We start from the raw sequence: 13,478 nt of genomic DNA, 5'->3' as shown, positions 1-13,478 counted from the left end.
TCACCACACTCCCCAAAGGGCCAGTCCAAAGCCGTCCTTGCGATCTTGCTTGAGGTCGCTAATGGGCCTGAGCCAGCTTTCCAGCAGGTCGGCTGGTTGGCCTTCCACCACCTCGAAGAAATACACACTGCCTGCGGGCGCCATCCAACGCACCCGCTTGGGCCGGTTTTCCCGCAGGCTCCAGCCGCTCACCGGCTCGCGCCGCCCCACTGCGGCGGCCACCAGCTTGAGTTTCACCCGGCACAGACCTCGAGGCAGATGAAGCTCGCCACTGCCCGATTTCTCGATCCAGCCAGGTTTCCAGCCGTGTTCGAACAGGGCTGGCGTGGCCAGCACCAGCCGCACTCGAGCCCCTTTTCCCATCTCGGCGAAGCGCTTTTTGATAGCCTCCGGGCAATCGAACCAGTGCTCGGAAAGGCTTTCCTTCACCTCCACCGCCACCGGACGGCGTTCGCCCCCCAGGTGGCCGATGGGGGCCGGGGTCTGCCCGTTGGACAGCGAGAGCCGCACCCGCAGGCTGGCGGGCTGGTAGGTTTGGGGGTTCTCGCCCATCTCCAAAGGCCGGTAGGCCACGCTGTATAGCTGGCCTTCCCTGGCTTTGCCCTTGACGGGGTCCATGGCCACGTGCACGCGGGTCTCGGTGGGGAGGCCAGAGATATTTTCGGGCACCAGGCTCTCGTCCAATAGCCAGCGCTCCACGTTGCGGGCCGTCCAGAAGTTGTAGCCCGATTCGGGCTTCACGTCCTGGGTGATCTGCAAGGGCAAAAGGCCGTCCGGCAGGTCACAGCCTGGGCCCGCGGGGGGGCTAAAGGGGGTCAGCTTCATGACCTGGGCATTGCCTTCAGCATCCCGGTACACCACCGCATCGCGGGGGGCGGGTAGCAACACCTCGTCGTCTCGAGCCAGCAGCGGCCCGCACACCTGAAGGCCGTGCAGATTTTGCAGGTGCTCCTGGCTAAACCCCTTGCCCTCGGCCAGCCCCACCTGCGTCCGCACGAAGCCCGCCACGGTGCTGGGCAAGGGCAGACTCAGGCTCCGGGCGGCGGTCTCGGTACCGTCGGCGGCGCTAAAGGGCCTGCCGTCGCGGAAAAGCAGGGGGCTCAGGGCGTGGATTTCAAGCACTCTTTCCGGCATGCTCTTCCTCCTGAAGGCCACTCAAAAAGCGGGCGATGATGAGCTGATCCACAAAGCGCAGCAGGGCTTTGCGGTAGGTGGGGGTGTCGCTGGCGGGTGCGGGGATTTTTAGATTGCGGGCCTCTTTGCGAGACAGAACCCGCTGGGCTTCCTTATGGAGGTAATCGGCCCGCATGTCGTCCTGCCACTCCTGCACCAGGTCGCGCAGTTCATGGGCCAGGCCACGGGTAATCTGGCGGTTTTGGTAGGCCTCGAGCAGCTCGTCCCAGGACAGCTCGTTCCAGGGCTGCACCACCGTGACCGGCGAGCCACCACGGGTGTGCAGGGCCACCGCCAGGGCATTCCGTCCACCGTTCTTAGCGGCTTTCTCCGCATATCGCGCATGTTGCAGGGAAATGGAAAGCGGCTCGCGGTAGTGCACAATGGCGATTCCTGCCGAAAGGGTGCCCTTGACCCGGTGGCGAAACTCCTCCGAGAGGTCTTTGGCGCAGGCGATGGCCCGATTCACTGGCAGGAGGGCCAGCACATCGTCCCCGCCCGAATAGACCATAAAGCCCCTGTGCTTGGGCACAATTTTGCGGGCTTCTTTGGCGAAGTCGTCCAGGGTTTTTGATAGCCCACGGTGGGCATTGGGGTCGTCCTGCCGCGCGATCAGCTCGCCCATGCGGTCGCCGTCGGCCACCAGGATGGCCAGGTAGGGCTGGGGCTCTGGGATATGGTCGTCTTCCTCGCCGTAGCGCTCGTCGGGCTTTGCTTCCGGCCTCCAGGAGCGCCGGGCCATGGTGCGGGTGTCCACCACTTTGTCCGAGTTCAGCACCCCGTAACAGCGCTTGAGGAGCGAGATGGCGTCGAGGTGCTCGGTGGGCTTGATGCGCAGTGGGCGGTAGGAGCCAACGGCCAGGCGGATGTTGACATCCCCCCACTGTCGGGGATCGATCACCGCCGCCCAGGAGGGGTCGAGGGGGGACTTGGGCACGCCGTCGTCGCTCTGCTGGGTGGGGGCGAAGTCCCGCAAAGCCTTGCGCCCGGCCAAGAGGCGCTCCACCTGAAGCCGGGCCTCCCTGTAGGCCTCCTTGTTGGGCAGCGGCACCCAGGCGGCGTAGAACTCGAGAAAACACCCAAGCTGCTCTTGGGCCCTTGCTTGGTCAATCAGGTTCTGTTGCTCGGCGGGAAGTTTGCCTTTGGTCTCGTCCCAGAGACTCAATAGCCTGTCCTGAACGGCTTTTTTGGTCTTCGCGGCAAGCTGCTTAGGGTCGTCCTTTACCTCGGCCAGAATCTTGTTGGCCCCGTCGGCGTTCTGGTTGGCTGGAAAGATGAGCGTAGCCCCCTGCGAAGCCAAGTGCTGCGCGGCGTGCTTGCTCAGTTCCTGCAAAATCTGCGAACCTGCGTACAGGTCGGTGGTGCGGCGCGCGGCGGCAATGAAGTCTTGCACTGGGCCCAGGGAGATGGAGAGCAGGTGGCTCATAGGCGCACCTCCTGGTAGCCCTTGGACTTTATGAAATCCCACAATGCTTCGCGAATCGGTTTGGAGCCAAACATTCTCAGCGGTGGTATGTGCTCTCGACTGTGCCGATCAAGATTAACAAAGTTCTCTTTTATTACATGCACATCCGAACGCAACCTCAACGTAAAGTTTCCAGCCTCCCACACATGAGGTGCGTTGAGCAGAATAATAGCCGGAGCATAGCCATTATTCTTTTTCATCGCTTTCGTAATGACCGGCGAGGCAAACCGTGAACCGCGTGAATAGTTGGACTCGAGGTAGAAGTTTTCATCTTTAGGGCCTTCTTCCTGAAAGTGAAAAACTATCGGGAGGCCTAGATCGGCTCGAGGAAAGCCTCTAACTGGATGTTTTACTCCGTGCCGCCAACTCTCTTGCGAAAACATTTCGCGAATAGTATCGGGTTCTGGATACCTTGAACGTCCGAGTTTTGCAGATTTGGGATTAGAGCCTGGGTCTCTGGCGTAATCTTTTCCTTGCCGGAACTCCTTGTAAACCTCAACTGCCTCTTTCCATGCTTGGATGGGCGATTCTTTCTCTTCGCCCACAAAACAAACGATTGGAACCGTTGTGAGAAGACTATTTGCTTTGCGACCCAATAAAGATTCGAGCTTCGTGTTTTGAGGAAGCGAATCTTCAACAATCTCTAAGCTTCCGCAGCCTCTCCTTGTACGCGCCCCTATTCCGCCAAGCTTTAGCCAAAAGGCGACGGCCGGTTCTACTTGGGGCTTGATGTAGTTAGGAAAAGAAAGGCATAGGGTAAAGCTTACTTCTTCGAGACACTTAGATGGCTGCTCAGTAATAGTTATTACGCCACTTTGTTTGTCTCTCCGGGCCTTGCCCTGAAACGGGAAAAGAGCATATCCGGGGTACTCCCCAAAATAAGGGTAGGTTTTTAGCTCAGTTCCCCCATCTCTTCGCGGATGCTCATAAGTACAGCAAGGCTTGGGCTCTGATGCCCTCGCCTCCAATACCTTTATGGAAACTTTTCCTGGGATGGCATCACTGCCCCAAATTTCCTCCTCCGCCTCGAACAACTCTTTCGCACTGGCATACCGTCCCCCCGCCACAGCCCGCCACCAAAAGCGCAGGTGCCCGCGCACACTGGCCGCCCGAACAGGGTTTTCCGGGTCTACCTCGCGCGGGGTAGCGCTGCCGCCGAACATTGGCGTGATGGTTTTGAGCCTGAGCGTCCAGGTCTCCAACGCAGGTGTCTTGAGTTCGGGGGGCGAAAAGGGGATGGTTCTAGGCATCCTGCCCTCCCATCCAGCGGTCAAAGCGGGCCTCGTCCCAGGCGTCCAGTTCCAACATCCGCACCCCTTTGGGTAGCTTCTGGGGGTCGGCTTTTACCTCGTAGTCGGCGAAGCGGCGGGGGGGTTTGCTTTCGTCGAGTCGCCCCACCGAGACCACCTGGCCCAGATCGAGCAGGCGGTGGGCAGGGGCGCAGCCCAGCATGGCCTGGCGCTTGTTTTGCTCGGCGTTGTGGGGGTCGCCGTTGCCCACGTGCTGGAAAAGGTAAAGCCGGCGGGTGGCCATCATGCCTTTGGAGGCGCTGCGGTCGTGGTCGTACATGTTCAAAAGGGCTTCCACCAAAAGCTTAAGATCGGCCTGGCTGAAGCCGGTGCCCTGGGCTAGGTGGGCGCTGATGAAGCCCTTGGCCAGGTATAAGCCGTAGGCCACCTGGCTCTTGCGGCCCATGGTGCGCAGCCTGTCCTCGGGTTGTTCTTTCTCCCAGCGCAGGTAGTCTTCCAGGGTTTTGGCGTTCTTGACGTCCTCGGCCACCGCGCCGCGGGTGATGCTGAACTCGGCGGGAAAGATGGGGTCGAGGCTGCGGGCAAAAGTGATCTGCACCGGCCCCCGCACCTGCCCGGCGTTGGCCCCGGTGCTCATCACCGCCCCAAAGGTGCGAACGTCGAAGAACTGCCCGCACATCCAGCGGCGGGCCGCTTCTACCTTGTCCTTGGTTTTGGTTGCGGTGAACCCACCCTCGGTTTTCTCGTGGGCCTCGAAGATGGAGCGGTTGAGGTTGGTGCCGTGCTGCACAAAGATGGGGGCTCCGGCGGCCTGGGCGTAGTTGCGGATGCGCCGCTTGAGGGCCACGTCGCTCACCAGGCCGTGGCCGTCCTCGGGGTCTACGCGGGGGGCGTTGCCCGAGTCGGGGTCGCCGTTGGGGTTGCCGTCTTGCACGTCGAAGAAGAGCAAAAACTCGTAGCGGTTCTGGATGGGCTGGGACATAAACATCTCCTTTCAGGGTTTGGCTTGGATTTATGCGGATTGAGTCTCGCCCTCCTGCTTGCCCTTGCGGCTTTGGGCCAGTTGATGGTAGTAGCCCAGGGCAAAAAGGCTTTGCTCTTCCAGGCTCAGGGTGCGCGGGAGGCTGGGCCCCAGGGCGCTCCAGACCTGGGCCAGTTGGGTGTTGAACCAGTAGGCCAGGCCGGGGGCGTCCTTGGCCATTTTGCTCAGGTGGTGCTGCGAAAGCCGCGTGAGGCGGCCCAGCACCAGGGCCGGCGTGCTGCTGGCAGCGCCGTAGTAGCGCTGCACCACCCCGGCGTTGATCTCGGACTCGCTGGCGGCCTCCTGGATCTGGGCCAGGAGGCACATCAAGCGGCCACAGTGGTAGGCCGGGCTGGGGTGGTGGGGGTCTAGGGCGGTACTCATCTTCCCTCCTTTGCGGATGTGGTAGGCCTTCAAAAGCCCCATGCGGGCGTAGATGCGCCCCAGGGCGGCGGCGTCGGGTTTCTGGGTGTTCAGGGCCTCGGTAAAGGCCCCGGTCATCACCTCGGCGGTGTGGGTCTCCATAATTTTGGCGATGGCGGCGTAAGGGATGGGCAGGCTGGGGTTCAGGGCGGCTCGCCAGAGGGGGAGTTGCAAGGTTTTGACGGGCTTGAGGTAGTCGTCCAGCTTTTGGTCGGGGGATTTGGGCCGCTGCAGGCTCAGGAAGAGCCGGTTCAACCCCGGCAGGCTGGCCGGGCGGTCGCCGCCCTTGCGCACGATGGCCAGTTGCTCAAACCAGGTTGTTACGGCCTCCACGAAGTCTTCCAGCCTGCCGATTTGCCAGTCGCGCACCATCACCCGGCCCGAGGCTGGGCTCATGGCGGTGGCGAAAAAGCGGGCCTGGCGCAGGCTGGGCGGGGCCTGGCCGGTCTTGAGGGCTTGTAGCACCTTGTGGGCGCGCTCGAGGGCCTGTAGCTCCTCGGCCTCGCCGCTGCTGGGGGCGAAGAGGTCGCGGAAGAAGTCGTCTTCCTCGGGAATCTCGCGGTCGTACCAGACCACCACCTTCATCTCGCCCAGGGTTTGGGCTTTCTCCAACAGCGCGTCCAGCCCGGCCCGGTAGGCGGTAGCGGCCTCCTCCTCTACCGCCGCGTTCTCCCCTTGGGAGAGGCCATAGGACTCGAAGGCCTCCTTGTCGTAGGTGACCAAAGCGTGGCCAAAGGCGCTCCCGCCCAGCCGGGTGACCTTGAGGTGGGTGGAAGCCGGAGTGACCAGCTCGCCGCTGGCGAACGAGGGCATCTGGCCCTCTTCGCCCGACTTGGGGAAGGCCTGGGCCCTAAACTGCCGCCACCAGTCGTGCCAGTCGGGGCAGTCCAGCACGCACCGGCCGTTCACGAAAAAAGAGATTTTGTCGGTGGATTTGAGCCTTTCTGGCCCCCTTTTCTGGGCTTGGGCCTCCAGCTTCTGCAAGAAAGCCTGCACCTGCTGGGGGTCGGAGAGCGCCTTGGCGATGGGCTCGAGGAGCGGTACGTTTCTGGCCGCCAACTGGATGAGCAGCCGGAAGGCAGCGTGCTTCAGGAGGTTTTTGGCATGTTCCTCGGGCTTTTTGATATTCCCTGCGGCGTCCCGCTCGGCCAGCCCAAACACCACCGCACAGGTGTCGGCCAGGAAGTGGGCGGCCTGCTCGACGGTGTGACCCTGCGCCCGCAAGTAGCCGGGCAGGCTCATCATGTCGGGCTGGGAGAGGTCGGGGGCAGGTTTGGTTTGGTTCAGGTCGATCAGCTCGGTGAACTCTCCAGCCGGACTCACCCCCACCAGCCAGCGAATCTCCTTGGTGGTAAAGCCGGGTTCGGTGCCCAGGCCTTTTTGCCGGGCGTACTCCACCAACTGCGCGAGCATTAACCCACCCCCTTCTTGACCCGCTCGCTTTCATAGGGGGGCACCAGCAGCACCCCCGCCACCACCTCGGCCTCGAACAGGCTGATGCGGGGCTTTTCCCCTTTGTCGGTACGCAGCGGGGCCCCCGGTCGCGAGAGGTCGAAGACGTCGTAGAGCATCCAGCCGATCTTTTCGTGGTAGTCCACAGGCGGGGCTTCCTCGCCGGGCTCGACCAGCCGGAAGTAGCCGCTAAACTCGCGGCAGCCCAGGTAGGGTTGGTAGATGCACTGCCCGGCACGGGCCCGCCGCTCAAAGCTGTGCTCAATTTTCTGGCGCAGGGCGGGGTCTTCCCGGTAGAGCACCGCGTGGGCGCTCAGGCGGTAGCGCACGTCCTTGAGGGCCATGGTCTGGCGCTGGGTGCGGCCTTTGGTGTCCTGGCCGGTTTCGTTACTGGTGGCGTCGGCATAGAGGGGCTCGAGGCGGCTGGGGTCTTTCATCCAGGCCTGGATGTTGCGTGGGCTGGCCTTTTCCTTGACCTCGTTGCGCATCAGGCTGATGTAGCGTATCGGCCTGAGCACCTCGATGCGCTCCACCTGCCAGTACATGAGGGACTTTTGGCTCTGGGGGTCAAAGTCCAGGTAGATGGCGTCGAAAATGCCCCGGGCTGCGCTGGGGGTGATGAGGGGGTAGCTGAAGCGCTCCACCTTGAACTCGGGCCTTGTAAAACAAGCCAGCTCCCCCCAAACCTCGAGCACAAAACTTCGCATAGAACCTCCTTTGGGAAAAAAATAGCCTTTGCTCCTGCACCCCGGTGTTCAAATAACCAGACCTGCCTGCCCGCCCTCGGCAGGGGTGAAGCCCAGCGAAGGGTGGTAGCAGGCCGGGTCGGGGCATAAAAACCAGTCGGGAACCTCGCTTTTTTGGCGACCGTAGCGCAGAAAGACCGTCTCGAGGAAGGCCGGCGGCCCCCCGTGGGGCAAAAAGAAGGGCACCGTGTAGGGCCGCGCCCGGTGAATCCAGTCGGCGGCGATGCCCCGCTCACGGGCTTCCTGCATGAGGGCCAGGGCCTCCTCGTTGTAGGGCACCACCACGTTCACTGCCGGAGACTCGATAATGCGGTAGCGGCGGGCGAGTTCGGCGTAGTTTTGGGTTTTGATGAGTTGTTCGACCTCGGGGTCGCTCACCTTTTGCAGCCCATAGAGGCTTTGGTAATAGCGGCGGAAGGCGGCGGGGGTCAGCTCGAGGCCCCCCTCGGCCTGCAAGGCCCGGGTGAGCTGGGCGGCCTGGGCGTAGGCCCGGTCGGGGTAGCCCTCGTCCTCGGGCAAAAAGACCACCAGACGGCCTTCCCTGCGCAGGCCGTGCCGATTGACCCGCCCGGCGGTCTGGGCGATGGCCTCCAAAGGCCCCAAAGCCCGGTAGCCTATGGGAAAGTCCAGCTCCACCCCGGCCTCCACCACCTGGGTAGCGATCAAGCGGCAAGGTTCTCGTTGATCCAGACGGGCTTTGATCTGCCCCAGTACCGCCTTCCGGTGGGCCGGACACAGCGCGGTGGATAGGTGATAAAGCCCCTCCAAGCCCCGCTCCTGGGCCTGCTGAAAGAGGGCCTGGGCCTGCCGCTTGAGGTTGAGCACCGCGAGGGCCTGTTCATCCGCGGCCAGTAGGGTCGCCAGGGCCGGGTTGGGGGTGGGGTTTTTGAGCCACCACTCCACCGCTACTCGCTGGCTTTGGCCAAAGAGCGCTTCAGGGTTCGGTACAATTTCTTGCGGCTGCCAGCCCTGCGGTTCGTTTTCCTGGATTTTGTCGTGCAGGGTATCGAAGGCCGGCTGGGTAGCGGTGGCAAAGACCACCACCGAGCTGTACTTGTCGCTGGCCAGGTGCGCAAGGGTCTTCAGGGTGGGCACGGCCAGGTGGGTGGGCAGGGTTTGTACCTCGTCGAACAGCAGCACGCTCCCGGCCAGGTTGTGCAGCTTGCGGCAGGCGCCGGGGCGGCTCGCGTGCAGGCTCTCCAGGAGTTGCACGTGGGTGGTCAGGATGATGGGGGCCTCCCAGTTTTCGCTCAAGAGGCGGCGCTCCCGTTCCAGGATGTCTTGCTCATCGGAAAACTCCTTGCGCAGCGGTCGGTAGGCCAGGCTGTGGTCTTCCAGGATGTAGTGGGGCCCGAAGTCGGCGAATAGCTCGCGGTAGATGTGCACGGTTTGGTCGAGGATAGAAAGGTAGGGCAGCACCACCACGATGCGCCTTATGCGCGGGTCTTGCGCGGCGCGCTGTAGGGCAAAGCGAAGCATGGACAGGGTTTTGCCGCTGCCGGTGGGGGCGGTGAGGGTAAAGAGTCGGGCCGGTGCTTGCGCTGCCGCTGCACAGGCTTCGGAGACCTGCCGACGAAGTGCGCGGATGGGCTGGGGCAGACCTTCCTGGTTTGCGAGTGCCTGCAGGCGGGCCTCGAGCTTCTCTAAGGCCAGCGCTGCTTGCAATGGGGGAGGGCTGGGCCGCACCTCGCCCTGCATGTGCCGTTCGGTGTCGAGAAAGTCGGCGTCGACCAGGGCCGAGAAGAGCATCCGGGTCTCGAGCATGGCCGCGGCGCTTTGGGGCAGCGCTATCTGGGCCTGGCTGGGCGGGGGCAGCTCGAGGCCGTCGGATTGCAAGCGCTCTTGAAGCACCTCCAGGCGGGTCTCACTCAGGCGCAGCTCGGGCGGGTAGCCCTGGCCATCCTCGCGTAGCCGCATCGCCTTGAGGCTTTCTTTGGCCCCGCTCTGGAGCCCGATGTGATGGCCCTGAATGGCTAAAGCCAGCTCGGGGGCGCGGTACTCGAACAAGGCCACATGAGCCCCCGCCGACCAGTGGTCGAGGCCTTTTTCCTTGCCCTCGAGGCGGCGCTGGAAGAGGTCGCCATACTTGCCCAAGTCGTGGAGCTTTCCCGCTAGGTCGGCCTTCTCCGAATCGCCAAAGGGGCGGGCTTTTTCGGCGGCCAGGCGGGCTACCTGGGCGGCATGTTCCTGCAGGGTTTGCCAGCGGGTGGGGTCTTTGTGGGTGTGGGCCCAGTAGGTTTTGGGGCCCGTTACCCGCTGGGGGTCGTACCGTTCGAGCACCTGGCGGGCCTCGGCCAGCCACTTCTGCCGCAGACTGGTGGGCTTTAGTACTTCTACCCGGGGCCCCCAGCTTTGTATCCAAGGAAGCAGCTCGAGGGGGAATCCAATATGATCGGTGCCAACGGTAATTTCAACGAGAGTGTCGCCACCCTCGAGCTGCTCAAGGATTGAAAGATTGGGATAGCCCCCTTCACGGATGCGTTCGCTGGCTTCTGGCGTGAAGCGAAGCAATACCTTTTGCGGGTTTGCGCCGCCCACAATGCCCCAGGCGGTCGAGAGGTACAGGCCTGGGTCGAAATCGTCGGGAATGCTATAGGAGGCCTCCAGCAAGCGGGGCCGCTGGATGCGCTCAAGTTTGTAGGTTCTAAGGTTGTCCAGGTAATGGATGTTGCGGCCATACAAGCGGTCTTTCCCAATGACATAAACGGCCATGTTGGCCCGCGAAACCTCGATGAAATAGGTCTCGAGCTCCACCCCAAAGACCCCACCCTGCGGGATGCGGTACTCGAAAGCCACCACCCGCCGCTCCAGCCAGCCCTGGGTCAGGGTCTCGAGGTTGGCCCCGTTCAGGCTGGGAGGACGAAGCTGCAAGGCATTGGTGCTTTTTAGAGCTAGGGTTTTGAGCGGCTCGGGCAGGTGCTTGGCCAGCTTGCGCAGGGCTTCCTGGTAGGTCTTGTTGGTTCCCGGTGCGTGGTGGGCCAGCATCCGGATGGTAGCAAAAGCCACCACCGTCTCGGTCAGGCTCAGGCGCTCCACCACCTCGATGTGGTAGGTGCTGCGCAGGGTGTCGTGCACAAAGCGCAACCCCAGGCGCTCGGCCAGGGTTTCTACCTCGTTCAGGTAGTCGAAAATGGCTCGCTCGCCCAGGCCCAGCTCCTGTCGCAGCTCGGCCGGCTTCCAGGGCTTTTGTTGCAGGAGCTCCAGCAACCGCAGGAGCCGCAAGGCTTTGCTCTGATGGTAGTTGAGTTCCGGCAGACCGAACATGGCAGTTTTGCTTGTTGCAAAGTTAGCACAATACCGTCCAACAACCGTCCATTTTTTAGAAATAGTAAAAAGTATTAGAATATAATCTGAGTATATTACGCTAAATGTGCTGCCACTTTAGAGCGGAAGTACTTGGAGACCGCTCTAATACCAGATTCGGTTAGTTCGGCGCCGGATGGCGGCGAACTAACAGGGCCGAAGGGAGTGCTTTAGGATGCAAAAAGACCGTTGCAAAACCAAATATCCCAGAGGTTGTCTTTCTAGAGCATTCCGCTCCCTGTCGGTCGGTGAAAAAGCGTCGCCCTTTCCAACGGCGGTATTGCCCGCCGCTACGCGGATAACTTTGGTCGGGTAGATTCGCTGCCGTTTGGTAAAGAATCAACCGAATCTGGTATAAGAACCCTTTGTCCTGGATGGAACCCTGGCGCAGTCAGGTTGTTTGTTGCCTGTGAACCGTGCACGCAATACCTTGGCCCATGAACGGCTACCGGCTAACTGGATTGCTCGCTTGCTCTCGCTTTCGGTCGGCGATACCGCCAATGCTATATGCTAGGCCCCGGTTATGAGCTTGCCCCATCTTCCGCACCACCAGGGTTGGATTGAAGTTGTGGTTGGGCCGATGTTCTCGGGAAAGTCGGACGAATTGATCCGGCGCATCAAGCGGGCCCTGATTGCCCGGCAGCGGGTGCTGGTATTCAAGCCGCGCATAGATGCCCGCTAGCACGCAACAGATGTCTCGAGCCACGACGGCAGGCGCGCAGAGGCTATTGCGGTGTACGATTCGGCCGAGCTGCGGGCCCACCTGACCGAGCCTCTTCCCGATGTGGTCGCAGTAGATGAGGCACAGTTTTTTGATGCGGGTTTGATACCGCTAGTGCTGGAGCTTGCCGACAAGGGCGTGCGGGTGATTTGCGCTGGTCTGGACATGGACTTTCGTGGAGAGCCCTTTGGCATTATGCCCGACCTTTTGACCCGCGCCGAGTACGTGGAAAAACTTTATGCCGTGTGTCCGGTTTGTGGAGCTCCTGCGACCCGCACCCAGCGCTTTGTGAACGGCAAACCAGCCCGCTACGACGATCCCGTGATCCTGGTGGGGGCCAGCGAGGCCTACGAGCCGCGCTGCCGCAAGTGTCATATGGTGGTGGCCCCGGAGGTGCAGGAGATCCTTTGAATCGCCACTATTCCCTTGGGCCTATCTGGACTGGCTCCAGGATAAAAACCTTCGTGGCTGGCTTATTTTTTGCTTTTGCGCGAGGTTTTACGGGCTTTTTGCACCACCAGCTCGAGCACCCCACCCTTGAGAGAAGCCTGGGCGCTATTGGGGAGGATGGCCTCAGGCAGGGTCAGGGTGCGTCGAAAGGTGCCGGTAGAACGCTCCTGGCGCGCGTAGCTGCCCACCCTGGGATGCCGCACACCGGCCAGGGTGATGGTCTGACCTTCCTCAAGCAACTCCAGGTCTTCGTTTTTTACGCCGGGTACATCCACCAGAATGCGGTACTGGGTGCCTTCGTCGAGTATATCTACCGCCGGCACCCACTCGCCGAGGGCTTCCTGGGAGGCAAACCGCCTCGAGAGCTCGTCGAGTTGTTGGCGGATGGTTTGTAAACGCTCAATAGCATCAAAGCGCTCAATGGTCATGGCCTCGAGGATATCATGATTAAAGCCCTGGGCTATGAGCTATGCGTGATGCGAAACAGCGACCCCATCCGGCCATTCCAGTGTTGACCGGGCCCACCGCCACCGGCAAGACCGAGCTGGCTCTCTGCCTGGGAGAGAGGTACCCGCTGGCGGTGGTTTCTGCCGATGCCAGCATGGTGTACCGGGGGATGGACATCGGAACGGCCAAGCCCAGCCAAGCCGAGCAGCAACGGGTCAGGCACTACCTGATCGATGTGCTGTGGCCCAACCAGCCCTTTAGTGTCTCTGACTATGTGCGCCGCGCCGAAGAGGCGATCGAAGAGATTCTGGAGCAGAATCGAATTCCCCTGGTGGCGGGAGGCACCGGCTATTACATTCGAGCGCTATCGGAAGGATTACACGAACTACCAAAGCCCGATGCCGCGCTTCAGGCCGAGCTGTGGAAGGTGGTTGAAACCTGGGGGATTGGGCCTTTGCTGGCCGAACTCGAGGCCGCCAGCCCCGAAGATGCCCTGCGGGTGCAGCGCAACCCCCGCCGCATCGTGCGGGCGGTGGAGATACTGCGCCGTACCGGCATGCCACCGGCCAGGATTCCCAGACGTGCGCCACGGTTCAGGTACCTAAAACTGATTTTGTGGCCCCCCTGGGAGTGGCTAAAGCCGCGTCTCGAGGCCCGGGTCGAGCGAATGTTTGCACAAGGCCTGGTTCAGGAGGTCGAGCGCTTGCTGAACCAGTACCCGCACATGCCCACCGCCTTGCAGAGCATCGGCTACAAGGAAGTAGCGGGCTATTTGCGAGGTGAGTACACGCTTCAGGAGGCCCAGCAAGCTGTGGTGAGCGCAACACGGGCCTATGCTAAACGCCAGTACACCTGGTTCCGCAAGGAGCCCGGCCCGGTCACCTTTTTGCCCTTTGGCGGAGGGGCCGCCTGGCCTGATGTGCAAAGCTGGTTTGAATGCGGTATTCAGGGCTGGTTGTGATTGGAGGTATTGGGCATAGCCCAGGCCCGTTATCCTGATACTTGTTCCAGAACTTGTTCCAGAACT

Annotated in this window: 9 protein-coding genes and 1 pseudogene; 2 read left to right on the top strand and 8 right to left on the bottom strand. The window is 61.8% G+C overall.

Annotation, left to right across the window (positions count from 1 at the left end; all coding sequences use genetic code 11):
• Genes cmr3 through Q0X23_RS15420 form a run of 7 tightly spaced genes read right to left on the bottom strand, consistent with a single transcriptional unit; the run spans position 1 to position 10,794 of the window.
• Positions 1 to 1,134 carry a type III-B CRISPR module-associated protein Cmr3 gene (cmr3, locus tag Q0X23_RS15450; RefSeq protein ID WP_297861093.1) on the bottom strand — a complete coding sequence of 378 codons (1,134 nt, stop codon included), beginning with the start codon at positions 1,132 to 1,134 and terminating at the stop codon, positions 1 to 3.
• Positions 1,115 to 2,599 carry a type III-B CRISPR-associated protein Cas10/Cmr2 gene (cas10, locus tag Q0X23_RS15445; protein ID WP_297861092.1) on the bottom strand — a complete coding sequence of 495 codons (1,485 nt, stop codon included), beginning with the start codon at positions 2,597 to 2,599 and terminating at the stop codon, positions 1,115 to 1,117. The genes cmr3 and cas10 overlap by 20 nt, the downstream gene beginning before the upstream one ends.
• Entirely contained in the window at positions 2,596 to 3,888 is a 1,293-nt protein-coding gene (gene cmr1, locus Q0X23_RS15440) for a type III-B CRISPR module RAMP protein Cmr1 (RefSeq protein ID WP_297861091.1), read from the bottom strand. Before cmr1 ends, cas10 begins: the two co-directional genes overlap by 4 nt.
• Complete coding sequence (gene cas7c, locus Q0X23_RS15435) at positions 3,881 to 4,870, bottom strand: type I-C CRISPR-associated protein Cas7/Csd2 (RefSeq protein ID WP_297861090.1); 990 nt, start codon at positions 4,868 to 4,870, stop codon at positions 3,881 to 3,883. Before cas7c ends, cmr1 begins: the two co-directional genes overlap by 8 nt.
• Before the next feature lie 30 nt (positions 4,871 to 4,900).
• Positions 4,901 to 6,745, bottom strand: a complete 1,845-nt coding sequence (cas8c, locus tag Q0X23_RS15430; RefSeq protein ID WP_297861089.1) for a type I-C CRISPR-associated protein Cas8c/Csd1 — start codon at positions 6,743 to 6,745, stop codon at positions 4,901 to 4,903.
• Positions 6,745 to 7,491 carry a type I-C CRISPR-associated protein Cas5c gene (cas5c, locus tag Q0X23_RS15425; protein ID WP_297861088.1) on the bottom strand — a complete coding sequence of 249 codons (747 nt, stop codon included), beginning with the start codon at positions 7,489 to 7,491 and terminating at the stop codon, positions 6,745 to 6,747. Before cas5c ends, cas8c begins: the two co-directional genes overlap by 1 nt.
• 48 nt (positions 7,492 to 7,539) lie before the next feature.
• The gene (locus Q0X23_RS15420; RefSeq protein ID WP_297861087.1) at positions 7,540 to 10,794 is read right to left on the bottom strand and encodes a CRISPR-associated endonuclease Cas3''; all 3,255 of its coding nucleotides are present in this window, start codon (positions 10,792 to 10,794) and stop codon (positions 7,540 to 7,542) included.
• 562 nt (positions 10,795 to 11,356) lie between these two features.
• Between Q0X23_RS15420 and Q0X23_RS15415 the strand changes: the two are divergent.
• Positions 11,357 to 11,965, top strand: a pseudogene (locus tag Q0X23_RS15415) (thymidine kinase).
• A gap of 62 nt (positions 11,966 to 12,027) precedes the next feature.
• Here the strand turns inward: Q0X23_RS15415 and Q0X23_RS15410 are convergent.
• Positions 12,028 to 12,432 carry an Hsp20/alpha crystallin family protein gene (locus Q0X23_RS15410; RefSeq protein ID WP_297861086.1) on the bottom strand — a complete coding sequence of 135 codons (405 nt, stop codon included), beginning with the start codon at positions 12,430 to 12,432 and terminating at the stop codon, positions 12,028 to 12,030.
• A 41-nt stretch (positions 12,433 to 12,473) separates the two neighbouring features.
• Here Q0X23_RS15410 and miaA point away from each other — a divergent pair, with 41 nt between their 5' ends.
• Positions 12,474 to 13,412: a tRNA (adenosine(37)-N6)-dimethylallyltransferase MiaA gene (miaA, locus tag Q0X23_RS15405; RefSeq protein WP_297861085.1), complete on the top strand. Its 939-nt coding sequence runs from the start codon at positions 12,474 to 12,476 to the stop codon at positions 13,410 to 13,412.
• Positions 13,413 to 13,478 lie beyond the last annotated feature (66 nt).

It is taken from the genome of Meiothermus sp. (genome assembly GCF_026004115.1).
GTDB lineage: Bacteria > Deinococcota > Deinococci > Deinococcales > Thermaceae > Meiothermus.
Note: the sequence above shows the minus strand (reverse complement) of the source record. Positions and strands in the feature narration are given on the sequence as shown.

What these genes read in the sequence shown, in the direction of transcription:
- cmr3 (WP_297861093.1), bottom strand. Translation starts at nt 1,134, where the DNA reads ATGCCGGAAAGAGTGCTTGAAATCCACGCCCTGAGCCCCCTGCTTTTC.
- cas10 (WP_297861092.1), bottom strand. Translation starts at nt 2,599, where the DNA reads ATGAGCCACCTGCTCTCCATCTCCCTGGGCCCAGTGCAAGACTTCATT.
- cmr1 (WP_297861091.1), bottom strand. Translation starts at nt 3,888, where the DNA reads ATGCCTAGAACCATCCCCTTTTCGCCCCCCGAACTCAAGACACCTGCG.
- cas7c (WP_297861090.1), bottom strand. Translation starts at nt 4,870, where the DNA reads ATGTCCCAGCCCATCCAGAACCGCTACGAGTTTTTGCTCTTCTTCGAC.
- cas8c (WP_297861089.1), bottom strand. Translation starts at nt 6,745, where the DNA reads ATGCTCGCGCAGTTGGTGGAGTACGCCCGGCAAAAAGGCCTGGGCACC.
- cas5c (WP_297861088.1), bottom strand. Translation starts at nt 7,491, where the DNA reads ATGCGAAGTTTTGTGCTCGAGGTTTGGGGGGAGCTGGCTTGTTTTACA.
- Q0X23_RS15420 (WP_297861087.1), bottom strand. Translation starts at nt 10,794, where the DNA reads ATGTTCGGTCTGCCGGAACTCAACTACCATCAGAGCAAAGCCTTGCGG.
- Q0X23_RS15410 (WP_297861086.1), bottom strand. Translation starts at nt 12,432, where the DNA reads ATGACCATTGAGCGCTTTGATGCTATTGAGCGTTTACAAACCATCCGC.
- miaA (WP_297861085.1), top strand. Translation starts at nt 12,474, where the DNA reads ATGCGTGATGCGAAACAGCGACCCCATCCGGCCATTCCAGTGTTGACC.